The following is a 23,939-nucleotide window of genomic DNA, read 5'->3' on the forward strand; positions in this document are numbered from 1 at the left end:
TTTACCTTCAATGGCTGGGTTTCACTTGCCGGTCTTCACGGCATTCCAGGTACGGGTGATCAGGCGCACGGCGGCTTGGGACTGGCTTTTCTGGGTGAACAAGCGTTGCATCGTCGCCGAGTCCGGGTAGATGGCCGGGTTGTCGCGTATATCGGCATTTACGAAGGGCTTGGAGGCCAGGTTGCTGTTGGCGTAGTGAATGGTGTTGCTGACGCCGGCGATAACCTCGGGTTGCAGGAGGAACTCGATGAACTTGTGGGCATTCGCCACATGGGGTGCGTCGGCCGGGATGTAGAAGTTATCGAACCAGATCAGCGAGCCTTCCCTGGGGATGAAGTAACCCAGGTTGACCTTGGCCCCGGCTTCCGCCGCCCGGGCCTGGGACGTGGCGTAGTCGCCGGACCAGGTGGTGGCCATGCACAGCTCGCCATTGGCCAGGCCGTTGATAAAGCCGCTGGAGTCGAATTTGCGGATGTACGGGCGCACGGCCATCAGCACGTCCTGAGCGGCCTTGAGGTCTTTGGGCGCCACGCTGTTGGGGTCCAGGCCGAGGTAGGTCAGGGCCAGCGGGATCATGTCGGTAGGGGAGTCCATGAAGGTGATGCCACAGTCGGCGAAGCGCGAAACGATCTTGGGATCGAAGATCATCGCCAGGGAGCCGATGGGCGCATCCGGCATGCGTTCCTTGATCTTGTCGATGTTGTAGGTCACGCCATTGCTGCCCCAGGTGTAAGGCGCGGAATAGGTAACGCCCGGATCATGGGTTTCCAGGCTTTTCAGCACTTGCGGGTCGAGGTTGTTCCAGTCCGGCAGCAGCGCTTTGTTGAGGGGCTGGAAGGCCTTGGCCTTGATCAGCAGCGGCACCAGGGACGCGTTGAGCACCACCAGGTCATAACCCGAGCGCCCGGACAGCAGCTTGCCCTGCACGGTTTCGTAGGAGTCGTAGGTGTCGTAGATCACCTTGATGCCGGTGGCTTTCTCGAAGTCGGCGAGGGTGTATTCCCCGATGTAATCGGCCCAGTTGTAGATGCGCAAGGTGTTGCCCGGGTCGTCAGCGGCCTGGCTGACGGACGTTGATGCAAGCAAGACAGCGCTGAACAGGGCGATAACGGCTTTATGCATGGCGAACCCACCTTGATGTTGTGCTTGTTGTCAGGCCGAGGGGCTGATTGCACTTTCAGGCAGGTGGCGGGTGGGGCGCCATACCCCGTTCGGGTAGGAGGCGGTCAGGGCAGTACGATGTAGTCGTTTCGCGTGATGACCGGGCGGTGTACGCCGGGTTCCAGGTGGATGTAGCGCCCGTCTACCAGGTCGATGGGCAGGCAGTCGTCGATATCCAGTACGCCGTCGGTGTGGGATTGCGTCCAGTGCGTGAGCATCTGCTGTTTGCCTTGGGCTGCCGCCTCCCTGGCCGTGCGCGCAACCACCAGCAGGTAGTGGTGTGCCTCGCCAAAGACGTTCGATTCATACCCGCCCAGGTTGATGAAGTACAGGCGCGGCGCCCCGGCGTTCGGCGCCAGGTGGCTGAGCTGGACTTTCCAGCCGTCAACGCCATCCACCGTCATCCAGGAGTCGATATGCACACCTTTCTGGCTGCCAAACCAGCCCTCGCGCAGTTGCGGGTAGGCGGCTTCCAGGGTGTCGGCGACGGCGAACACCACATCATGCACTTCGATTTTCGCCCGGGGGTGCTTACCCCCCAACATGACCACAAACAGCATTGCAGGCCCTTTCTATGGCTGGGATGGAAAGGGCCACCTTCCTTCGATTGAACCCTTTTGTCCAGTCGGTGCCACACTGTTAATTCGCAAATTCATCAGGAGGTTGTCATGCGCACCATTGATCTGGCCGGCGTACCCGTCCCTGTCATCGGCCAGGGGACCTGGCGCATGGGCGAGGATCCCGGCAAGCGCAGCGCCGAAGTGGCCGCGTTGCAACTGGGTATCGATGAGGGCATGACCCTGATCGATACCGCTGAAATGTATGGCGAAGGCGGTGCCGAAGAAGTCGTCGGCGAGGCGATTCGCGGCAAGCGCGACCAGGTGTTCCTGGTCAGCAAGGTGTACCCGCACAATGCCAGCCACAAGGGCATTCCACGTGCATGTGAGGCCAGCCTCCAGCGCCTGGGCACCGACTACATTGATCTGTATCTGTTGCATTGGCGTGGGCAATACCCCCTTGAAGAAACGGTAGAAGCCTTCGAGCGCTTGCGTGAGGCAGGCAAGATCGGTCGTTGGGGTGTGTCCAACTTTGATGTGGCAGACCTGCAGGAGCTGGCTTCCCCGGCCTGTGCCACCAATCAGGTGCTCTACAACATCGAGGAGCGCGGCATCGAGTTCGACCTGCTGCCATGGTGGCAGCAACACAATTTACCGTTGATGGCCTACTGTCCCATCGCCCAGGGTGGCGAGCTGTTGGCCAGCCCGACCCTCAAGCAAATTGCCCGTCGCCACGAGGTCACACCCGCCCAGGTTTCCCTGGCCTGGGTCTTGCGCCAGGACGGGGTGATCGCGATTCCCAAGGCTGTTACGCCAGAGCATGTCCGGCTCAATGCCGCAGCGGCGAAGCTGGTGCTGGATGAACACGACCTGGACGCGATTGACCGGGTTTTTGGGGCACCGAAGCGCAAGCATCCGCTGGCGATGGTCTAGTGGCCGACAGAAACGGTGCCGTCCATGGCGATGCCGTTTCTGTTTCGGTGGCTGCTTAGCCGGCTACCGGGCTGCGCCAGTCATCAGAGCCAGAGGTACCGGAGACCTCATGGGTCCAGACGATTTTCCGGTAAGTGAAATACACATCCTCCAGGTGCGTGAAGTGTGCGTTGTTCGGGTCCTGGCAATTGGGCATCCGTGACTGGATGTCCACCAGGATCGCGTCTTCCAACTCGATGGTGAAGTAGTGTTCCTGGGTTCCGGCTGAAGAGGTTCGGTACCACTCAAGGCGGCACTTGACCATTTCCCCGGAGGTCAATGCGCTGAACAGCAATGGCGACGATTTATCGAATACCTTGCTGATCATCAGGGGCTTGTGCACACGCTGGCCGGTGGGCTGGCCGGATTGCGGGTCACGGGGAATGATCACCTGATGCTGGAATGCCTCCACCAGGATCTGGTCTTCATGGCCTTCCTGGTAAATGTTGCCGACCGAGTCCTGGGTGAACGTGCCTGCCGTGATCAAGCCTTGCTTGGTGCCGGTGATGGATAGATACGCGGGTGTTGGCATGACGGTTTTCCTTGCCTGATAAATGAGGTCGTCCCGGCCGACGGACTTGCCAGCCGGGTAATGCTCGATATCAAGAAGCGTGCCGGAAAGTTCGAGCGTCAATGAAAGCAGGGGGTTAAGGTTTTATCGGTTTTTATTTTGAGCTGCATTAAAGGTTCTAATTCGATTTAGTTGTATTTGTTTGCGCAGGGGTGTGCAGTTAGTTGCTCATGTTGATGGGCGGTGTTATTCGCAGAGTTCACGTCATTCATGATGATGCCTGGCGCCTTGGCTGCGCAAATTCTTGCGCGTCGGCGATTTTTCTATTCTTGTAGGAAACTCCTTAACTGCTATTTGGTGGCTTGAACAATGCTTTTTGCATGGATAAGGTTCGTGCTCTTCTCGTAGGGAAGGCAAACTTTAATCAATGTCCTGATGTGCGCTTGAATGGCCATTAGTTCACTGAACATGTTCAGGAAAGTAAAGTGCGGCCCATAATGGTTTACTCAGACAGGCTTTCCGATTATTACCTCGAACTTGCGCAGGCACCCAACTCGAAAACGAGTTATGCGGGGGCCGATATGCGTTTTTCGACCGAGTATGAGGCGCTTGAAACTGAACTGGGCAAGGCGCACTCCATTCACGGAAACAGTCAGCCTGACTGGCAATGGGTTGTGGAAAAAAGCGAGGCGCTGTTACGCCACCAGTCCAAGGACTTGCGGGTCGCTGTCTGGTTGACCTGGGCCTTGCATCAGCGCGAGTCCTTCCCCGGGCTACTCGCAGGCCTCGGATTGCTGCGCTACCTCTGTGAGCATCATTGGGCGGTCGTTTATCCGGGCAAGCTGCGTACCCGCAGTGCCGCCTTTGGCTGGCTGGTCCCGCGCCTCGAGCAGGTGCTTGCACAACCTGTTTCGCTCAAGGATCAGCGGCCCTTGTTCCACTGCATGCTCGAACACCTGGCGCGGCTGGACGAGTTGTGGACCGAACACCTTCTCGAAGATGCGCCACTGTTACTGCCGGTTCGCAGGCAGCTGTCGGACCGATTGCAACAGTCCACCGAAAGCGAACCTCCAGCAGGCGGTAGCACAGGGGTGATCGCCCATATCAGGCAGGTCGCGACTCAGTTGATGGCGCCCGAGCCCACTGTGGAAAACGAAAAGGACGCCCACAAGCTGCTGCGCACGCTGCAGGAACATGCCCGGCCCTTGTCGGCCTGGTGGCAGCGCCAGAATGCCACTGACCTGCGCGCACTGCGTCTGAACCGAACGTTGACCTGGATGACGATCACCAGTCTTCCGGACTGTGACAGCGAACAGGTAACGCCTTTGCGCGGGCCGGCGCCCGACAAGCTCAAGCGGTACCAGGAGCGCTTTGCCCAAGGGCAGCATACCGACCTGCTGCTGGAGCTTGAGGGCAGCCTGGCCGGAGCACCTTTCTGGTTCGACGGCTTGTACCGGGTGTGGGAGTGCCTGCAGGCACTCCAGGCCGACCTGGCCATGACCGAGCTGGAAGTGCACTTCGCGCTGTTGCTCCAGCGTTTGCCGGGGCTTGCACAGCTGCGCTTCCACGACGGAACACCCTTCGCCGACGACGTCACCCGTGGCTGGATCAACACCCAGGTTGCCCGCCATTTGCAAGCCCCGGTTCCACTCAGGTCGGCACCTGATGCCCCGGCTGCGCCTTGGGACAAAGCGTTGCACGACGTCATGCCCGTGCTGCGCAAGGACGGGTTCAAGGTGGCTGTGCGGTCCCTCAAGCAGGGCATGCAAACCGCAACAGGTGATCGAGCCCGGTTTCATTGGCGGCTTGGCCTGGCCAGGTTGTGTTTGCTGGCAGGCAAGCATGACCTGGCCAAAGTCCAGCTCGATCACCTGGACCACGAGCTGCAGCACTCAGGCCTGCAGCGCTGGGAGCCCGAGTTGGCGGTTGAAGTGCTGCAGCTCTTGCATGGCTGCTGTGACGTATTGCCCCAGAGCCATTCCGTGCGTGAGCGCAAGGAAGATGTCCATCGCAGGCTGTGCCACTTCGATCTCGAAGCGGTACTTGAATAGGCTTTCGAGCCCCCCGAAAAAGGAGAAACACCATGGCGAAAGAAGGTTCGGTAGCCCCCAGGGAACGCATCAATATCACGTTCAAACCCGCCGTCGGCACTGCGCAGGAAGAGGTCGAGCTGCCGTTGAAATTGCTGGTGCTTGGTGACTTCACCCAGCGTGAAGACCTGCGCAAGCTCGAAGACCGCAAGCCCGTCGGCATCGACAAGAACAGCCTCGACGAGGTGCTGGCCAAGCAGGCCTTGGGCCTGGCCTTGAGCGTCCCCAACCGGCTGCAGGATTCAGCCGAACCTGACGAGTTGGCGATCCGGGTCAGGATCAATTCGATGAAGGACTTCAATCCTGCACAGCTGGTTGAGCAGATACCCGAGCTGAAAACGCTCATGGACCTGCGCGATGCACTTGTGGCGCTCAAGGGGCCGCTGGGCAACACGCCGAGCTTTCGAAAGGCCATTGAAAATGCCCTCGCCGATGACGATTCGCGCAAGCGGGTATTGGCTGAATTGGGGCTGGACAGCTCCGCCGTATGACTCTCTCAGTTAAAAGGACACTGACACCATGACTACCAGCCAAAGCCCGTCGCATGCGCCCATCACGGATGAGTACAGCATTCTCGACAACATCATTGCCCAGACCCGCCTCAGTGCCGACGACGAGGCCTACAGTATTGCAAAGCGCGGAGTCTCGGCATTTATCGAGGAGCTGATCAAGCCGCAAAACAAGGGCGAGCCGGTCAAGAAGCGCCTGGTTGACCGGATGATTGCCGAGATTGACGCAAGGCTCAGCCAGCAAATGGATGAAATCCTGCACCATCCCGACTTCCAGGCACTGGAGTCTTCCTGGCGTGGCCTGCAGTTGCTGGTTGATCGCACCAATTTTCGTGAAAACATCAAGATCGAACTGCTCAGCGTCTCCCGCCAGGATCTGCTGGATGACTTCGAGGACTCACCGGAGGTGACTCAGTCCGGACTCTACAAGCACATCTACAGTGCCGAATACGGTCAGTTCGGCGGCCAGCCCGTAGGGGCAATCATCGCCAATTATTTCCTTTCCCCCAGTGCTCCCGATGTCAGGCTGATGCAGTATGTTTCCAGCGTGGCCTGCATGGCCCATGCACCGTTCATTGCGGCGGCCGGCCCTGGCTTCTTCGGCCTGGAGAGCTTTACCGACCTGCCTGACCTCAAGGACCTGAAGGACCATTTTGAAGGGCCGCAGTTTGCCAAATGGCAGAGTTTTCGCCAGAGCGAAGATGCCCGCTACATCGGCCTCACCGTACCGCGCTTTCTATTGCGTACGCCGTACGATCCCGTTGATTGTCCGGTCAAGACGTTCGCCTACCAGGAACATGTGGCCAGCAGCCACGAACACTATCTGTGGGGTAATACGGCCTATGCCTTTGCTACCCGCTTGACGGACAGTTTCGCCCGGTATCGCTGGTGCCCGAACATTATCGGCCCGCAGAGTGGTGGTGCAGTGGAGGACTTGCCGCTGCATCACTTTCACAGCATGGGCGAGATCGAAACCAAGATTCCTACCGAGGTGCTGGTATCCGACCGACGCGAATACGAGCTGGCGCAAGAGGGCTTCATTGCCCTGACCATGCGCAAGGGCAGTGACAATGCAGCGTTCTTTTCCGCCAGTTCGGTGCAAAAACCCAAGTCTTTTGGAATCAGTGCCGAAGGCAAGGCTGCCGAGCTGAATTACCGGCTCGGTACCCAATTGCCGTACATGATGATCGTCAATCGCCTGGCCCACTATCTCAAGGTCCTGCAGCGTGAACAGCTGGGGTCGTGGAAGGAGCGCACCGACCTTGAGCTGGAACTCAACAAATGGATTCGCCAATACGTAGCCGACCAGGACAACCCCAGCACCGAAGTGCGTGGACGGCGCCCGCTTCGGGCTGCGCGCATTGTTGTCAGTGATGTCGACGGGGAGCCCGGCTGGTATCGCGTCAACCTGAGCGTTCGCCCGCACTTCAAGTACATGGGGGCAGACTTCACTCTGTCGCTTGTCGGCAAGCTCGATAAAGAATGAGCCGCCGCCACGTGATTACCCAAAACCGCAGCCTTTTCGAGCGCCTGGAGTCCGGCGTGGGGCGCAGCCCGCAAGGTTGCGTCGTGGAATCCGTGGCGGGTCATCTGGCGAAAATGCTCAGCACCCGTGCGGGCAGTGTCCAGACGCTACCTGATTACGGGTTACCTGATCTGAATGACATGCGCCTCAGCCTGCATGACGCGTTGAGCCAGGCTCGGTTCCTGATTGAGCGCTTTATCCAGGCCTACGAACCCCGTCTGAAGGATGTCCGTGTCAAGGCATTGCCACAGGACCGTGACCCGATGGTGCTGGCTTTTTCCATCGAGGGGGCCATGGAAGTCAATGGCATGACGCAAGCGGTCGCCTTTTGCGCCAGCCTGGCTCACGGCGCACGGGTCGAGGTCAAACCGGATGTCGTTTAACCGCTACTACCAGGGCGAGCTGAGCGCACTGCGACAGTTGGGGCGACGCTTCTGCGAGCGCAACCCGGCACTCGCGCCGTTTCTTGGGGACGCTGGCCAGGACCCGGACGTAGAACGGTTGCTTGAGGGTTTTGCATTCCTCACCGGTCGCCTGCGGCAGAAGCTTGATGATCAATTGCCGGAGTTGAGTCACTCGTTGATGCATCTGCTGTGGCCCAACTATATGCGGCCGCTGCCGTCGTTCAGCATGCTACAGTTTGATCCGCTCAAGCGCACAGGGCCGGCCATCAGGGTCGAGCGGGATACACCGGTGGAAAGCATTGCGATCGACGGTGAACGCTGCCGTTTTCGTACCTGTTACCCGACGCAGGTCTTGCCGCTGCAACTGGCCGCCATGGAGTACTCGGTACAGGGCGAGGGCGCTTTGCTCTGCCTGCGTCTGGAGATGACGGCCGAGGGCAACTTCAGTGAGCTGGAACTGAACTGCCTGCGTTTGCATCTCGCGGGGGAGCAGCCCGTCAGCCAGGCGCTTTACCTGGGGCTTTTGCGTCACCTGGACGGGTTCGAGTTGCAGCCTTTCGGGCGCGACGGGCTGCCGGTCATCGGCGCCGACGGCAAGCCTGTTTCATTGCGTCTGTCCAGCAACGATATCAGTCCTGTGGGCTTTTCCGAGGATGAGGCACTGATCCCTTATCCGTTGAATACCTTTCGTGGCTATCGCCATTTGCAGGAGTACTTCGCCTTTCCCGACAAATACCTGTTTGTCGATGTGAGTGGCCTTGGCGCGCTGAGCAGGTTGCCTATTGACGTACTCAAGCAGGTACATGGCGTGACGTTACGCTTCGACATGCGTGGTCGCGGTATTGAGCGAATGGCGCCTACCCTGGACAACGTGAAGCTGTACTGCACGCCCATCGTCAATCTGTTCAAGCACGACGGCGTACCGATTCGCCTGGACGGCAAGCAGGACGAATACCTGTTGTTGCCTGGCGAATACGCCAGGGGGAACTGCGGTGTATTTTCCGTCGACAAGGTCACGGGATGGCGGCCGGGAGGCCTCGGGTACCAGGAATATGTTCCGTTCGAATCGTTTGAGCACGATTTTGGCAGCGCCGCGCCCAGCTATGGCGTTCGCCAGCGGCCATCCCTGCAACATGCCGGCCTGGATACCTGGCTGAGTTTCGACCGGTGTCCAGTGCATGAACAGGAAACCCTGTCGATTGAACTGACCTGCACCAACCACAACCTGCCACGCCTGCTGCAGGTGGGCGATATCAATCAGGCGTGCGAACAGACGCCCGAGTTTCTCTCGTTTCGCAACATCACCGCGGCAACCCCCAGCTTTGCGCCACCCCTGGACAGCGACTTCCTGTGGCGACTGATCAGCAATATGTCGCTCAACTATCTGTCATTGACCGATATCAACGCCTTGAGGGTGATCCTCGAAACCTACGACCTGCCGCGTTATCACGACCGCCAGGTGGAAAAGGTCAGCAGGCGAAGGCTGGGCGCCCTCCGTTCGATCAGTCACCAGCCCGTAGACCGGCTGCACCGAGGCCTGCCATTTCGCGGCTTACGGGTTGACCTCACCATCGATCCTGAAGGCTACCTGGGGGAGGGCGACGTGTTCGTCTTTGCCTCGGTGCTCAACGAGTTCTTCGCGCTTTACGCCAGCCTCAACTCGTACCACGAACTGCGAGTCATCAGCACACAAGGAGACGTGTACCTATGGCCACCCCGGATGGGCCAGCAGCCCCTGCTTTAACCGCACTGTCCCGAGTGATTCGCGAGTACTCGGTGTTTCAGGCGGTTGCGCAGATTATCGAGCGCCTGCGCGAGGCGCATCCCTCGCTGGACGAGGATGCGCTCTACGATCAATTGGAGTTCCAGGCCAACCCAGGCTTTGGCTTTCCCGGCAACGACATTGATCGTGTGGAGTTTTTTGTCGAGCACGGCCATTTGCGGGCACGGCTTCGCCTCAATGTGCTGGGCCTGTTTGGTACAGGGTCACCGCTGCCGGCGTTCTATGGCGAGCAAGCCTTTGCCGAGGTAGCGGGCGGTAATCCGACGCGGGAATTTCTTGATCTTTTTCACCATCGCCTGCACCGGCTGATAGTGCCGATCTGGCGAAAATATCGTTATCAGGCGAGTTTTCAAACGGGCGCCCGCGATCCCTTTTCCGAGCAGATGTTTGCATGGGTGGGCCTGGGTGGCAGCGCGATTCGCAGCGCGGCTCAACTGAACTGGAAACGCCTGTTGCCCTACCTGGGGCTGCTGAGCCTGCGCGTGCACTCCGCCGCGCTGATCGAGACCGTGCTGCGTTATTACTTCAAGCACAACCGGCTGGTCATCGAGCAGTGGGTCGAGCGCAGGGTAGTGATCGACCAGGAGCAGCGCAATGATCTTGGTCGCGCCTATAGCTCGTTGGGTTCGGACCTGGTGCTGGGGGAGTGCCTTATCGACCGCAGTGGCATGTTCAGGGTTCATGTATTGGCACTCGACTGGCAGCGTTTTCACGAGTTTTTGCCCACCGGGGCGGGTTACGAGCCGCTGTGTGCGCTGGTGCGTTTTGCCGCCCGGGACCCCTTGGAATACGACGTGCGACTGGTGTTGGCGGCGGGCGAGGTCCGGCCGTTGCACCTTGGCGAGCACAACGTCTGCCGCCTGGGCTGGACCAGTTGGCTGGGGCATGAGCGGGCAGACGGCGTGGTCATCCTGGCCAGTAAAAATCATTAGGGATTGATGGATATGATGAATGTGGATCTGCAACAACTTATCCAGGCATTGACGGCGTCCACACGGCGCGACCTGGAACGCAGCGCCGAGCGTTGTGTCACCCGGGGCGGCGGCGAGGTGCTGGTGGAAGACTTGCTGCTGACGCTCCTGGAGCATCCCGAGGGTGTGCTGATGCGAGCGCTGCAGGATGCGGGCGTGGATGCCGGGGAATTGCAGGCCGTGCTGCAACCTCGGGTCGACCAGAGCGCTTCCCGCAATCCGGTGTTTTCGCCCGCCCTGGTGCAATGGCTGCAGCAGGCGTTGCTGGTTGCCCATCTGGAGCTGAGCCGACGGGAAGTGGACCATGGCGCCTTGCTGCTTGCCTTGTTGCGCAACCCGATGCAGCACGCTGGCAGCCGTTACCAGGCGGTGATGAGCACGCTTGATGCACCGCGTGTGCTCGGATTTCTCTTGAGTGAAAACGCGCAGGCGGCTCCCGCTGAGGCGGGGAGTTCCTTGCTGGAGCGCTTTACCCATGACCTGACTCGCCAGGCCCGGGACGGGAAACTCGACCCCGTGCTCTGTCGCGATAACGAAGTCCGGCAAATGATCGATACGCTCGCGCGGCGGCGCAAGAACAACCCCATTCTGGTGGGCGAGGCGGGTGTCGGGAAAACCGCGATAGTCGAGGGCCTGGCCCTGCGGATCGTCAGCGCGCAAGTGCCAGAGGTGCTCAGGAAGGTGCGCCTGCTGACCCTGGACATGGGCCTGCTGCAAGCCGGTGCCAGTATCAAGGGTGAGTTCGAGCGCCGCCTCAAAGGCTTGATCGATGAGGTCAACGCCTCGCCGCAACCGGTCATCCTGTTCATCGATGAGGCCCATACCCTGGTCGGCGCAGGCGGCTCGGCCGGCAGCTCCGATGCCGCCAACCTGCTCAAGCCAGCGCTGGCACGAGGTGAGTTGCGTACCATCGCCGCGACGACCTGGTCGGAGTACAAGAAGTACTTCGAGAAAGACCCGGCGTTGGCGCGGCGTTTTCAGCCGGTGCAGGTGCACGAGCCGACGGTTGACGATGCCGTGACGATTTTGCGTGGGTTGGTCCCGGTGTATGAGGCCAGCCACGGAGTCTACGTGCGCGATGACGCCGTGGTCGCCGCCGCGCAGTTGAGTGCCCGCTACCTGGCCGGCCGCCAGTTGCCGGACAAGGCTGTGGACGTGCTGGACACCGCTTGTGCCCGGGTGCGGATCAGCCTGGTCACGGCGCCGGACGAACTGCAGCAGTTGCGCGCCGAACTGGCCGAGGGCACGCGCCAGCAACGTGCCGTGCGCAGGGATGCCGACGCGGGGTTGGCCATCGATGAACAGGTGCTGCAGCACCTCACCCGGAGACTGGAAGAAGTAGAAGTCGCACAGTTACAGCTTGAACAACGCTGGACCCACCAGCGCGAACTGGCCGAGAAGGTACTCTCGCTGCGCCAGCAACTGGCCGACGCCGGTAACCTTGGCGAAAGCACTGAGGCTCTCGCTCCGCTCCTGGCCCAGAACCATCAGGCGTTGCAGGCCATACAGCACGAACAGCGATTGGTCAGCTTCGAAGTATGCCCACGGTTGGTGGCACAGGTTATCAGCGCCTGGACGGGTATTCCCCTGGAACAGCTTGCCCGCGAACACAGCGCGAAGGTCCTGAACTTTGCGGATGATCTGCGTGGTCGCATCCTCGGCCAGGAAGGTGCCGTGCAGGTCCTGGACCGTTGCCTGCGGGCTGTCGCGGCCGGCGTGAACAAGCCTGATGCCCCCGTGGGGGTATTTCTGTTGGTGGGCCCCAGTGGTGTCGGCAAAACTGAAACAGCCCACGCCCTGGCCGACCTGTTGTATGGCGGCGAGCGCTTTGTCACCACGATCAACATGTCTGAATACCAGGAGAAACACTCACTGTCCCGGCTGATCGGCGCACCACCGGGTTATGTCGGTTACGGGGAGGGCGGGGTGCTGACTGAGGCGGTGCGGCAAAAGCCCTATTCAGTGGTGCTGCTCGATGAGGTGGAAAAGGCCGATCCGGATATCCTGAACCTGTTTTACCAGGTGTTCGACAAAGGGGTAGCCAATGATGGAGAAGGACGTGAAATCGACTTTCGCAATACCCTGATCCTGATGACTTCCAACCTGGGCAGCGATCTTGTCACCGGGCTGTGCGCCGACAGTCAACGACCGGCTGTCGAAGTACTGCACGCCGCGATCCTGCCGGTACTGACAGCTCATTTCAAGCCGGCGCTGCTGGCCCGTATGCGAGTCGTGCCGTATTACCCGGTGGCAGGCGCGGTGCTGCACCAACTGATTGAACACAAACTTCAGCGCCTGGGCCAGCGTCTGCTTCAGCGCAAGCTCGCATTCACTCACGCAGGCGATCTTGTCGCACACATGGCCGAGCACTGTAGCCACAGTGGGAGTGGCGCGCGGTTTGTCGACCAATGGATCGAGGAAAACCTGTTGCCGCAGGTGGTGGATCGCCTGCTGGATGCGATGGCCGCTGGCAAGTCCCTGCAGTTCGTCCATGCCAGGCTGGATGCCAACGGCACCGTAATCTGTGAGTTCAACTGATGGCGGACAATCCGTTTACCCAGTTGCCAAGCCCGCTGGACTACGCCGCTGCCTTGCTGGGATGGTTTACCCGGTTGGGCATCAATAGTGACGAATCGACATTGGCCGATGACTTTGCGGCAGGCGCCGCGCAACTGAGCGGCTGCGAGCTTGGCCAGTTGTACCTGCTCGACCAGGCCACCGGCCGCCTCGAACTGGCTGCCCAGTATTTGCCGGGCCTGTCGCCGCCAGGGGCGGTTGTGAGCTCGGGCGCGGATTTGCGGAACGAGCAACTGTTGCAGTACGTGCTGCAACAGAACCGGGTGTTTAACCTCACCGAGGCAGGCAGCAGTGTGTATGACACGGGGTTTCTGCCAGCGGTCGCGGCGTCCTGGCAATCACTCCTGTGCGTGCCGTTACCGGGGCCGAGCAAGCAGGTATCCGGGATGGTGTTGTGTGCCAGCCTGCGAGCGACGGAGCTGGCTGGCTACGGTGCGTCCCTGGGCCAATTGGGCAGTTTTGTCTTGAGCCAGTTGGCCCTGTTGCGGCGAATGCGCCGGGCTCCCGGTGCGTTGAAGGTGGTTCGCAGCACCCGCAGCACCAGCGCCTACGGCTTGATCGGAAACAGCACGGCCATGGACGAGACGTGCCGCCTGATCGGCAAGGTGGTGCATAGCCCCTACACCGTGCTGCTCCGGGGCGAGACCGGCACCGGTAAAGAGGTGGTCGCCCGGGCCATTCATGCTGCCGGCCCGCGCAGCAGCAAGGCATTTGTGGTGCAAAACTGCGCAGCGTTTCCCGAAGGCTTGCTCGAAAGTGAGTTGTTCGGTTACCGCAAAGGCGCGTTCACCGGGGCCGAAAGAGACCATGCCGGCCTGTTTGACACCGCCCACGGCGGCACGCTGCTGCTCGACGAAATCGGTGATATGCCGCTGTCACTGCAGGCCAAGTTGTTGCGGGTCCTGCAGGAGGGCGAGATTCGGCCGTTGGGTGCCAACACGTCCCACAAGGTCGACGTGCGAATCGTCGCGGCGACCCACCGGGACCTCACCAGCATGGTGGCTGAAGGAAGCTTTCGCGAGGACCTTTATTACCGGCTGGCGCAGTTTCCTATCGAGTTGCCGGCGCTGCGCCAGCGGGACGGGGACGTGCTGCAACTGGCCCGGCATTTCGCCGACAAGGCCTGTGCACTGTTGGGGCGAGCCACGGTGGGCTGGTCGAGTGCGGCCCTGGATCAACTGTCCAGCCACCACTTTCCCGGCAACGTTCGTGAGCTCAAATGCATGGTGGAGCGGGCGGTGCTGCTGTGCGACGACGAGGTGATCCTGCCTGCGCATTTATCGCTGCCATCAACCCTGTCCGCGCCCGCCGTCGACGCAACGCTGCGCCAGCGCATGGAGCGAGTCGAGCGGGTAGTGCTGATCGACTGCCTGCGCAAGAACCGTGGCAATCGAACCCGCACCGCCCGTGAACTGGGCCTCGCCCGGCGCACGTTGTTGTACCGCCTTGCTCGCCTGGACATTCCGTTTGGCGAAGTCCAGGGAGAGTGCTGAATGGCACACCCTTTCAATTCCGGGAGATACCTGATGCCTGTTAGTCAGTGGCAAGCCCTGGTGCTTGTGTTGTTTTTGCTGAGTGGCTGTAACACCAATCATGTCTTTGACGACGATGACTACCGTCCGCTGGGTGATCCGCGGTCCACCGGTCGTGGCCTGTGAGCGCGGAGGAGTCCTGCCATGCAGCTAGTGTTTGAGGTGTGCCCTGCGGGGCCAGCAGAGTCCGCGCCGGCGCTGCGCAAAGTCTTTGACGGTGTGGGGGGCGTCATCGGCCGGGGGGGCGGTTGCGACTGGACCCTGCCTGACACCAGTCGCCAGGTTTCCGGTCGTCACGCGGTGATCAGTTATCGTGACGGCCGGTATTTCCTGACGGATATCAGCAGCAATGGAACCCGCCTGGCAGGCCGCAGTGAGCGTCTGCATGAGGGGCAGCAGCAACCGATAGATGACGGCGCGGTATTTCAGCTGGGGCCGCTGAGTATTCGCGCACGACTGGTCAGCCCACCGCTGGGACAGGGCCAGGACGGATTACACAGGCTGATTCCCGATGATGCATTCCTTGAGCTGGACCCACTGCGGGCACTGGCCAGCGAACTGCAGCGCGAGGACGGGTCGCAAGAGCTGGCGGCCCTGAACATGACCACCTACGAGACATTGCGCTGGACGGACCACGCGGCGGCGGACCGGGATCACCTGACGGTTCCCGAACTTGTGAAGCCTGCGCGCCAGGTTGCCCCAAGTCCGCAATCGCCCGTTCCAGGTCACGGCTCAGGGCCATTCTGGTTGGGGTTTGCGCAGGCACTCGGTGTTGATCTGGGCGACCTCGATGAGTCGGCAAGAGAAGTCCTGGCGATCAAGGCCGCGAGCTTGCTCCGGCAAATGACTGAAGGGTTGCAACAGAGCCTGGGCACCCGTAACGAGCTCAGGCAAGAGCTGAAACTGGCACTCACCCAGACACCGCTCCAAAGCCCCAACCCACTTAGAGACAGCGCAGACGCCAGTGCGGCCTTGGGGTCGCTGCTGGGTGTCGGGCAGCTGGGGCAGGTTTCCGCCGAGATGCTTGTCATGCGGGCGTACCGCGACATGCAGGCTCACGAGGTGGCCTTGCTGGCGGCCTGCCGCGCGGCAGTACGCGGCGCTCTGGCAGCCTTTGCGCCCGGCCATTTGCTGCTGTGCTTCGAACGCCAGGCAAGGCCGCCGCTGATTCCCCGGTGTGGCGCCCGCTGGCGCGCGTATCAGCGCCATTACGAGGCACTGATCGAGGACGAGCACTTGAGCGAGCGCCTGCTGGGCAGCGACTTCGCCAAGGCGTACGAGGAACAGATTCGTCTGATCTCAACCCTTCACCGTTATCCAGGATGATCTTCATGTCCCGAGTCACCGTTGCATTGTTGTGCGCTGTAATGGGTTTGCTGGGTGGTTGCTCCCTGTCGCCCTTTTCGAAGTTGACCAAGCTGGACCTGACACTGACCGCCAGCGAACGGGTCAACCCTGATCTCCATGGTCGCCCGTCGCCGATCGTGGTGCACCTGATGGAGCTTCGACACCCCGTGGCTTTTGAAAATGCGGACTTTTTCAGCCTTTATGCTCATGCCGAGCACACGTTGCCCAAGGACCTGGTGAACCTCGAAGAGCTGGAGTTGCGCCCCGGCGATCACTCCACGCTCAAACTCAGTCTTGAGCCCGGCAGTCGTTATGTCGGCGTGCTGGCGGCGTACCGTGATTTGCCTCACTCGCAATGGCGCTATGTGTTGCCGGTGACCGCGCAGCGATTGACCGGCGCTGAACTGATCCTTGATCAGGCCGGCATTCGGTTGGTCAACCCGCAACCCGCGAAGGTGGGCGACTGACATGTACAGCCAAAAAGTCATCTGGCAGGAAGGCATGTTGTTGCGCCCTCAGCATTTCCAGCAAAACGATCGGTACCACGATCAGCAACTCACGCGCCGCACCCAACTGTTGTGCCGTCACGCCTGGGGCTTCCTGGCCCTGGAAATCGATGTGCAATACCTCAATATGGGCAAGGTCGTTATCAGCCAGGCCAGCGGCATATTGCCGGATGGCAGCCTGTTCGAACTGGGCGGCGCGATGGAGTCGCTGGTGCTGGACGTTCCGGTAAATACCGGGAAGCAGTCGATCTACCTGGCCTTGCCGCTGGCCACAGGTAACTGTGTTGAAGCCCGTCGACCCGAGCAGATTGATGTGTTGGCGCGCTACAAGACTCTTGCGGTAGACGTCAGCGACTCCAACGCCGGGGAAGAAGCTCGTCGTCAGGTCAATTGCGGGCAGCTGGATTTTCGCCTGTTGCTGGGGGAGCAACACAGCGACCCGCATTACGTGAAGCTCAAGGTTGCCCAGGTGCTCAGTTGCACCGAGGAGGGCGTCAGCCTGGACCCCGATTTTATCCCGAGCTTCATTCACCTGCATGGCTCCGGCTACCTGCTGTCTTGCCTCAAGGAAGTGATCAGCCTGCTCGCTTACCGGGGGGATGCCATCGCCGAGCGGATTCGCGCCAACGGTACCGCCGCCGGCGCGGAGGTAGGCGACTTCCTGATGTTGCAATTGATCAATCGCACCGAACTGGTCTTGCGTCACTACCTGGGCCTGAGCCAGGTCAGCCCTGAAACGCTGTATCGAACATTGCTGTCGATCCTGGGTGAACTCGCGACGTTTGCCAGCGACAGCAAGCGTGCGCACTTCGAGGGGCATTACCGGCACAGCGACCAGGGCGCCAGCTTTCGTGGATTGATGGAGCCGATTCGCAGCCTGCTGTCGATGGTGCTTGAGCAGCATGCCATTGAGCTGGCGCTGCAGCTTCGCCAGTACGGGGTGCTGGTGTGCCCGGTGAGCGATCTCAACCTGCTGGGTTCGGCGACCTTCATTCTGGCCGCCAGCGCCCATTGTGACGCCGAGGAGCTTCGTCACCGGCTGCCGGCGCACCTCAAGGTCGGCCCTGTGGAGCGGATTCGCGAGTTGGTCAACCTGCAGTTGGCGGGCATCAAGGTCAAGCCGCTGCCGGTGGCTCCCCGGCAGATACCGTTTCATGCCGCCAACACCTATTTCATGCTTGAACTCGGTGCCCGGGACATTGAGCAGTTGAAGCAGTCGGGAGGATTTGCCTTCCACGTCAGCGGTGAATTTGCCGAACTGGAACTGAAATTCTGGGCCATCAGGAACTGAGACCATGGACAGGGAATACCCGCAGGACGAGAAAACCGTCCTGCTTGATCGACAGGGACGCGGACCGGCGCAGGGACCGATGACCAACTTCGCATCGCCGCCGCGTTTCGAACAACTGGAAGACCGGATGATCTACGCGGCCCGCTTGCAGGGCGCGGAGCATTTCGACATTGGCCTGAACAGTTTGGTGGCGCCTGCCTGGGAGCTGTTGTCCGAGGTGGTCCGCCTCAAGCGCAGTACCGCCGAGGAAAGCCTGCGCGCCCTGAATGAACGACTCTCGGCTGCAGTCACGCTGTTCGAGACGCGGGCCCGGCATGATGGGGCCCAGGCCAGCGAGGTCATGGCGGCGCGGTATGTGCTGTGCAGCGTGATCGACGAGGCAGTGGTCACCACCTCATGGGGCAGCCAGAGCGATTGGTCGAAGATGAGCCTGCTGAGCAGTTTTCACAACGAAACCTTCGGCGGCGAGAAGTTTTTCCAGTTGCTTGAGCGCATGTCGAGGGACCCCTTCAAGCACCTGGCGATGTTGGAGTTGATGTACCTGTGCCTGTCCCTCGGGTTTGAGGGCAAGTACCGGGTCATGGAGCGTGGGTTGTTGCAGCTTGAACAGGTTCGGGACGCGCTGTATCGGCAGATCCGGCATGTGCGGGGTGATACGCCTGCGGCGTGCGCGCCGTCGCCCAGGCCGGAACAGCCGCGCCGGAAACGGCTGAGGGTCGTGTCGCTCACCTGGATTGCAGTGTTTGTCGCCGCCAGCCTGTTGAGCCTGTATGCAGGATTTGCCTGGGTGCTGGGCCAGCAGCGTGAAGCGATGTTGCAACCGTATCAACTCGTGGCGCCGGATATGTTCCGGGCGCCGCTCTAACGCAGGGAGCAACGCATGAACGCATTCTTCAGGAGCGCGGGCGCCATGCTGGGCAGGGTTTGGGTCTGGAGCCTGCTGCTGGTGCTCGCGGTCGCAATGACCGTGTGGTTCTTCGGGCCACTGCTGGCTGTCGACGACTATCGATTCTGGCAAGCGGCGGCATCGCGCTTGCTGACAATCAGCGGGCTGTTTTTGTTGTGGGGCCTGGCGATGGTGTATGCCAATTGGCGCAGTATGGCCCGGCAATCAACCGTCGGTGACGGCGAGCCACGCCCGCGCAAAAGCCAGATTGAAAACGAGCAGCGGCACCTGCGCGGTCGCTTCAAGGACGCTTTGTACACCCTGAAACACTCCCGGATTTATGGTGAACGCAGCCCGCGTTGGCGTAATGCATTGCCCTGGTATTTGCTGATCGGCAAGGAAGGCAGTGGCAAGTCCCGGATGTTGGCCGCCAGTGGCTTGCAGTTGCTCCAGGATCAGGGCGCGTCGGTAGCGACGCAGGGCGGTGCCACGCGGGACTGTGACTGGCATTTCGCCGAGGACGGCGTGTTGCTCGACGTCGCCGGCCGCTACCTTACCCAGCCTGACAGCCAGGTGGATGGCGCGGGTTGGTCGACGCTGCTGGAGATGCTCAAGGTGCGGCGCCGGACACGCCCGCTCAACGGTGTGGTGGTGGCGCTGTCCACGGACACATTGCTCCATGGCAGCGAGCGTCAGTTGGAGAATGAGGCGCGGGCAGTCCAGAGTCGGTTGCTGGAGATCCGCCGGACGTTGCATGTGGAGGTGCCGGTCTACCTGGTGGTGACCCAGGCCGACCACCTGCCGGGGTTTGCGGAGTTCTTCGAGCGGCCGTTGGGCGAAGGCAGTGATGCGGTGTTGGGCGAATCTATCGTCCCAGGCAAAGCGGGTATTGGCATTGCCCAGGTACGACAGGCGTTTGAAGCACTGCTGCAGCGCTTGAGCGGTGAGCTTGTGCAGCGCCTGCACCAGGAACGCAACAGTGATCTGCGCGGACGGATGCTCGACTTCCCCCATCAGGCGGCCCGGATTGGCGAGCGCCTGAGCCTCTATATCGACGTTGCTTTTTGCGGCCCGCGTTATCAGCACACCAACGGCTTTCGTGGTTTCTACTTGACCAGCGCCGACGGTGGCCCACAGGCACTTGAACCACGTGCGTACTTTATCCAGGGCTTGTTCAGCCGGGTGATTCTGGCGCAAGCCGACCTGGCGGACCTCGATAGCCAGGAGCGCCGTCGAATCCGCCGGCACCAGGGGGGGCTGGCCCTGGGCGCGCTAGTGGTCGTCGTGGCGGCGGGCTTGCTGTGGACCCACAGTTACTCCTCCAATCATCAACGTCTGGAGCAACTGCAGGCGCTGGCACGACAGCCCGCACCCGTGCAGCCTGGGTCAGACGCTACCCAGGCACTCCTGCCGCTGCTGGACAGCCGCCTGGCGGCCACGCGGATTTTCCCCTTGCCGGGTGAAGCCCGGCTGGTTGAGCGGATGGGGTTGTATCAGGGCAGTATCAGCCGTCCGGTGCTGGAGCAGGCCTACGAGCGTGCCTTGGGGCGGCTGTTGCTGTCCCAGGTCAGCGAGATGCTGCAGGAACAAGTTCGCGGCAGCCTGGAAGATCGTGAGCGGCTGCTGGATAACCTCCGGGCGTACCTGATGCTCAACCTGCGGGAGCGGCGGGATGTCGGCTGGCTGCGTGAGCGGGTGGCGGGGCATTGGTCTGTACGGTTTGCCGGTGAGCCCTCCGTGCAAAACCGGTTGAATGAACATTTCGCGCGCTTGCTTGAGCAGCCGTTCGTGCAGCCGCTCGATGACGAGCTGGTGGCCCGCGCGCGCCACGTGTTGCGCGGCGAATCGCTGGTTGACGTGGTGTACCGGGTGCTGCGCGAACAAGCTCGCGGCCTTGAACCGTTGCGCCTTGCACACGGGCGGGTGTTTGAGGGGGGCGAGCGTTCCATTCCGGGGTTTTATACCCGCACGTACCAGCGGCATTTTGAAGCGCAGGGCGCGCGGCTGGTGAACACCATCGTCCAGGACAACTGGGTGCTGGGAGAGGGCGCCGACCTGAGCGCCATGGATTTGCAACGGTTGATGGTGGAGCTTGAACAACGCTACTTCAGCGAGTATGCCGATGCCTGGAGCGAGGCGCTTGGGCAGGTTGGCCTGCGTGAAACTGAAAACTCCAGGCAAGGCGCCGAACAGCTCGCCAGCTTGACGTCGGCCCAGTCGCCGTTGTTGCAGTTGTTGCAGCAGGTTCGTGACCACACGCGCCTGCCGTCGGCCAGTGAGCGCCTCGACGAGCTGGCTGCCAAGCTGCCTGGACCTGCGGCAGAGCGGTTGCCGACCGCCGCCGGGCTGGTCAATGCCTTGCCCGACAGCGCACGGCGAGCCATGCAGCGCCGCTTCGAGCCCTTGCACCAGTTGCTGGACAACCATGAGAACCCGGGGGCCGAGTTGACCGGCGTGTTACAGGCGCTCAACGACTTGCACCTGCAGTTGGCGAGCTTGAATCGCGAAGGCGCGCCGGAGCCGGTCGCGTTCGAGATGGTCAAGCGGCGGATCCAGGGGCAACAGGATGCGCTGAGTAACCTGCGCAACGTGGCCGCTCGTTTGCCGCTGCCGCTGGCGGGCTGGTTCGAAAGCCTGGCCGACGAGCATTGGCGCCGCCTGCTCGACCAAGCCTATCGGCATGTGAACCAGCGTTATCAGAGCGAGGTATATGGTTTCTACAGCAGGGCGATCAAGCTGCGTTTCCCGTTCAATGCCCACGCCAGCAGCGACGTTTCCCTCAACGACTTCCAGGAGTTTTTCAAGCCTGAGGGGATCATGGCGCGATTCTTTGACAGCTATCTGAAGCCTTTCGTCAGCGGTGATTCCGGGCGCTACAGGCTGCGTAGCCTGGATGGGCGCAGCTTGCCGATGTCTCGGGCGTTGCTCGACCAGCAGGCGAAGGTGCAGGTGATCAGGCGCGGTTTTTTTGCGGATGAGCCGGGGGACTTGCAGGTTCGTTTCACGCTCGCACCCTATAGCCTGGACCCGTCGGTGAGTCGCGCGGTCTTGCGTTTGGGTGGCCAGCAGATGGAGTACCGGCACGGGCCGATTGTCCCCATGGCGATGCAATGGCCAGCCGAGGCTGAGAATGGTCGCAGCAGCCTGGTACTGGAGCGTGGCAGCGAGCGGGCGCTGGGGCTCGAAAAAAATACCGGGGCCTGGTCCCTGTTTCGCTTGTTCGACTTGATGCAGAGCGAACCCTCCAGCGGGCAGGATGAGCTGATCCTCAAGGCTGACCTGGCAGGCTTGCGCGCCAACTACCTGCTGACCAGCCGACGCACCCCCAATCCATTCCAGATGGCGCAGTGGCGAACTTTTCGCCTGCCGGAGCAGTTGTGAGCCAACCTCGCGACCGCTGGCACAGCGCCGGTCGCACAGACCGTGGAAAGGTCCGTTTACGCAACGAGGATGCCTTTCTCGATTGCCCCGGGACGGGCTGCTGGGCCGTGGCGGACGGGATGGGCGGGCATCAGGCGGGGGATATCGCCAGCCAGTTGGTGGTCGATGGCCTGGCGTCATTGCCCGGCCAGGGCAGCCTGGATGAACGCGTCGAGGCGACCCGTCGTTGCCTGCAATGGCTCAACCGGCGGCTGGGCGATGAATTGACGCTGGCCTCCCATGGCGCCGAGGCCATCATGGGAAGCACGGTCGTGGCGTTGTTGCTTCAGGGCGATCGCGCTGCGTGTGTCTGGGCCGGTGACAGTCGTTGCTATCTGTGGCGCGGGCAGACGCTGTACCAGCTGTCGCGAGACCATTCGCTGTGTGAGCAATTGATTGACCAGCAGGTGAGCCCGGAACAGGCCAGGGCCCATCCAGACGCACGGGCCTTGACCCGGGCCATCGGCTCGCGGGCACCACTGAGCCCGCAGGTCCTGGAACTCGGTACCTTGGCAGGGGATGTGTTTCTGTTGTGCAGCGACGGCCTGTACCAGGCGCTTAGCCACTCTGAGTTGGGCCAGGCCTTGAGCCAGGGAAATCCGCAACGTGTCCTGGACCAGCTGTTTGCAGGTGTCTTGCGCGGCACGGCCGGCGACAACCTGACCGCTGTGGTGGTGCAGTCATGCGCGACCTGACCCACTTTGCCTTTGCCAAGGCCCCGATAAACCCACCGCGCGACGGAGCCCCCGAGTTGCTGGCCGGGCGGTACCTGATCGAGCGCGTGTTGGGCGCAGGCGGCATGGGCGTGGTCTATCGTGCGCGGGACCTGCTGCACGAACAGTTTGGCGAGCCCTGTTCCAGTGTCGCGATCAAGGTGTTGGGCGAAGCCATTCGCGAATCTGCGGATGCCCACGTGTTGCTGTACAACGAGTTTGCCCTGACCCGCAGCCTGCGGCATGAGCAGGTGGTGCGTGTGTATTCATTTGAAGTGGATGCTCCCGGCCAGATCGCATTCTTTACCATGGAACTGCTCCAGGGCATGACCCTGGACCGGTTGCTGCTGGAGTGCCCCGGCGGTTTACCCTGGCAAGCGCTGCAAGGCATCGCCTTGCAATTGCTCGACGCGTTGCGCCATAGCCATCAGCAGGGTGTGTTGCACGGGGATGTGAAACCCGCCAATGTCATGGTGGGAGACGGCGGCTTGCGCTTGTTCGATTTCGGCCTGGGCGAGGCTTGCGGACAGGCCCCGGCGGGTTCTCCAGGCTTGAGTCGCAGCCGCTTCAATGCCTGGACGCCCGCGTACGCCGCGCCGGAGTTGCTGGCTGGCGGAGCACTGTCGGCCAGCGCCGACCTGTATGCAGTGGCCTGTGTGTTGTACGAATTGGCACAAGGCCGGCGCCACGCCAGTGACAGGCCGGCCCGGCCCAGGCAACTGCCTCGCCATTGCTGGCCTGTATTGCGTATGGCGTTGACGGCTGACCCTGAACGCAGGGCCGTTACTCTTGATGAATTACGCGCGGTGCTCGCTGATCGCAGGAAGGGCCTGGGCCGCTGGTTCTAGACGGGCAAGTCGTGCAACTGGCAATACTCGAACCAACTCAGGCCTGCCATTTGCGCCACCTCCTTGTGCACCTCAAGGCGTTGCGCCTCGAACTCCGCCGGGGAATGCGCCGTCAATTTCAGCGTCAGTTCCCAGGCGAACAAGCCCTGTTGCTCGGCTTCTGCCTCGAAGGCTTCATGCAGGCGCTCGGCGCGGTACTGCTCCATGGTTTCCCCTTTGGCCTGGGCCGCCAGGGGGTTCAACGTATTCAGTTCCGCGGCCAGGGCCGGGTGTTCACTCAAGAATCGGTCCAGGGCTAGCTGGTGGTTTTCGCCGGGTTGGGACAAAGGTTTACTC

The 23,939-nt window shown here is 61.4% G+C and carries 21 protein-coding genes; 17 read left to right on the forward strand and 4 right to left on the reverse strand.

The features are described 5' to 3' along the window. Nucleotides 1-21: 21 nt before the first annotated feature. Together HYE77_RS17035 and HYE77_RS17040 are read right to left on the reverse strand one after the other, a co-directional pair. Entirely contained in the window at nucleotides 22-1,122 is a 1,101-nt protein-coding gene (locus HYE77_RS17035) for a polyamine ABC transporter substrate-binding protein (protein ID WP_177069023.1), read from the reverse strand. Between the two features lie 104 nt (nucleotides 1,123-1,226). Next, entirely contained in the window at nucleotides 1,227-1,721 is a 495-nt protein-coding gene (locus HYE77_RS17040; protein ID WP_003208031.1) for a DUF1543 domain-containing protein, read from the reverse strand. A 108-nt stretch (nucleotides 1,722-1,829) separates the two neighbouring features. Here HYE77_RS17040 and HYE77_RS17045 point away from each other — a divergent pair, with 108 nt between their 5' ends. Beyond that, entirely contained in the window at nucleotides 1,830-2,651 is an 822-nt protein-coding gene (locus HYE77_RS17045; protein ID WP_003208032.1) for an aldo/keto reductase, read from the forward strand. 55 nt (nucleotides 2,652-2,706) lie between these two features. Here HYE77_RS17045 and HYE77_RS17050 read toward each other — a convergent pair whose 3' ends face one another. Then, nucleotides 2,707-3,222, reverse strand: a complete 516-nt coding sequence (locus HYE77_RS17050) for an Hcp family type VI secretion system effector (protein ID WP_003208034.1) — start codon at nucleotides 3,220-3,222, stop codon at nucleotides 2,707-2,709. Between the two features lie 476 nt (nucleotides 3,223-3,698). Here HYE77_RS17050 and tssA point away from each other — a divergent pair, with 476 nt between their 5' ends. The 16 genes from tssA to HYE77_RS17130 are packed head-to-tail and all read left to right on the forward strand — an operon-like array spanning nucleotide 3,699 to nucleotide 23,603. Next, a complete protein-coding gene (gene tssA / locus HYE77_RS17055) occupies nucleotides 3,699-5,252 on the forward strand; it encodes a type VI secretion system protein TssA (protein WP_177069024.1) in 1,554 nt (517 codons plus the stop codon). 32 nt (nucleotides 5,253-5,284) lie between these two features. Then, a complete protein-coding gene (gene tssB, locus HYE77_RS17060) occupies nucleotides 5,285-5,782 on the forward strand; it encodes a type VI secretion system contractile sheath small subunit (protein ID WP_177008256.1) in 498 nt (165 codons plus the stop codon). Between the two features lie 28 nt (nucleotides 5,783-5,810). Continuing rightward, on the forward strand, nucleotides 5,811-7,286 hold the full coding sequence (gene tssC / locus HYE77_RS17065; RefSeq protein WP_177069025.1) for a type VI secretion system contractile sheath large subunit: 1,476 nt from the start codon (nucleotides 5,811-5,813) through the stop codon (nucleotides 7,284-7,286). Then, on the forward strand, nucleotides 7,283-7,708 hold the full coding sequence (gene tssE, locus HYE77_RS17070) for a type VI secretion system baseplate subunit TssE (protein WP_102604773.1): 426 nt from the start codon (nucleotides 7,283-7,285) through the stop codon (nucleotides 7,706-7,708). Before tssC ends, tssE begins: the two co-directional genes overlap by 4 nt. Beyond that, nucleotides 7,698-9,473, forward strand: coding sequence for a type VI secretion system baseplate subunit TssF (gene tssF, locus HYE77_RS17075; protein ID WP_177069026.1), 1,776 nt, complete (start codon nucleotides 7,698-7,700; stop codon nucleotides 9,471-9,473). Before tssE ends, tssF begins: the two co-directional genes overlap by 11 nt. Continuing rightward, nucleotides 9,437-10,444: a type VI secretion system baseplate subunit TssG gene (gene tssG / locus HYE77_RS17080; RefSeq protein ID WP_177019437.1), complete on the forward strand. Its 1,008-nt coding sequence runs from the start codon at nucleotides 9,437-9,439 to the stop codon at nucleotides 10,442-10,444. The genes tssF and tssG overlap by 37 nt, the downstream gene beginning before the upstream one ends. Nucleotides 10,445-10,456: 12 nt before the next feature. Continuing rightward, nucleotides 10,457-13,021 (forward strand): type VI secretion system ATPase TssH, encoded by a 2,565-nt coding sequence (tssH, locus tag HYE77_RS17085; protein WP_177069027.1) that lies wholly within the window; start codon nucleotides 10,457-10,459, stop codon nucleotides 13,019-13,021. Beyond that, nucleotides 13,021-14,553: a sigma-54-dependent Fis family transcriptional regulator gene (locus tag HYE77_RS17090; RefSeq protein ID WP_177008251.1), complete on the forward strand. Its 1,533-nt coding sequence runs from the start codon at nucleotides 13,021-13,023 to the stop codon at nucleotides 14,551-14,553. The genes tssH and HYE77_RS17090 overlap by 1 nt, the downstream gene beginning before the upstream one ends. A gap of 33 nt (nucleotides 14,554-14,586) precedes the next feature. Further along, nucleotides 14,587-14,718: a hypothetical protein gene (locus HYE77_RS17095; RefSeq protein ID WP_003208049.1), complete on the forward strand. Its 132-nt coding sequence runs from the start codon at nucleotides 14,587-14,589 to the stop codon at nucleotides 14,716-14,718. Between the two features lie 18 nt (nucleotides 14,719-14,736). Beyond that, complete coding sequence (tagH, locus tag HYE77_RS17100) at nucleotides 14,737-15,918, forward strand: type VI secretion system-associated FHA domain protein TagH (RefSeq protein ID WP_177069028.1); 1,182 nt, start codon at nucleotides 14,737-14,739, stop codon at nucleotides 15,916-15,918. A 5-nt stretch (nucleotides 15,919-15,923) separates the two neighbouring features. After that, nucleotides 15,924-16,406 (forward strand): type VI secretion system lipoprotein TssJ, encoded by a 483-nt coding sequence (gene tssJ / locus HYE77_RS17105; RefSeq protein WP_102604778.1) that lies wholly within the window; start codon nucleotides 15,924-15,926, stop codon nucleotides 16,404-16,406. Between the two features lies 1 nt (nucleotide 16,407). Beyond that, complete coding sequence (gene tssK, locus HYE77_RS17110) at nucleotides 16,408-17,736, forward strand: type VI secretion system baseplate subunit TssK (RefSeq protein ID WP_177069029.1); 1,329 nt, start codon at nucleotides 16,408-16,410, stop codon at nucleotides 17,734-17,736. Nucleotides 17,737-17,740: 4 nt separating this feature from the next. After that, nucleotides 17,741-18,601, forward strand: coding sequence for a type IVB secretion system protein IcmH/DotU (gene icmH, locus HYE77_RS17115; RefSeq protein ID WP_177069030.1), 861 nt, complete (start codon nucleotides 17,741-17,743; stop codon nucleotides 18,599-18,601). A gap of 15 nt (nucleotides 18,602-18,616) precedes the next feature. Further along, on the forward strand, nucleotides 18,617-22,003 hold the full coding sequence (gene tssM, locus HYE77_RS17120) for a type VI secretion system membrane subunit TssM (RefSeq protein WP_177069031.1): 3,387 nt from the start codon (nucleotides 18,617-18,619) through the stop codon (nucleotides 22,001-22,003). After that, entirely contained in the window at nucleotides 22,000-22,737 is a 738-nt protein-coding gene (locus HYE77_RS17125) for a PP2C family serine/threonine-protein phosphatase (protein WP_087694172.1), read from the forward strand. The genes tssM and HYE77_RS17125 overlap by 4 nt, the downstream gene beginning before the upstream one ends. Continuing rightward, a complete protein-coding gene (locus HYE77_RS17130) occupies nucleotides 22,725-23,603 on the forward strand; it encodes a serine/threonine-protein kinase (protein ID WP_177069032.1) in 879 nt (292 codons plus the stop codon). The genes HYE77_RS17125 and HYE77_RS17130 overlap by 13 nt, the downstream gene beginning before the upstream one ends. Here the strand turns inward: HYE77_RS17130 and HYE77_RS17135 are convergent. Then, the gene (locus tag HYE77_RS17135; protein WP_087694170.1) at nucleotides 23,600-23,929 is read right to left on the reverse strand and encodes a DUF6388 family protein; all 330 of its coding nucleotides are present in this window, start codon (nucleotides 23,927-23,929) and stop codon (nucleotides 23,600-23,602) included. The two genes, HYE77_RS17130 and HYE77_RS17135, sit on opposite strands and share 4 nt — an antisense overlap. Nucleotides 23,930-23,939 lie beyond the last annotated feature (10 nt).

This window comes from Pseudomonas sp. IPO3774 (assembly GCF_013386835.1).
Classification (GTDB): Bacteria; Pseudomonadota; Gammaproteobacteria; order Pseudomonadales; family Pseudomonadaceae; genus Aquipseudomonas.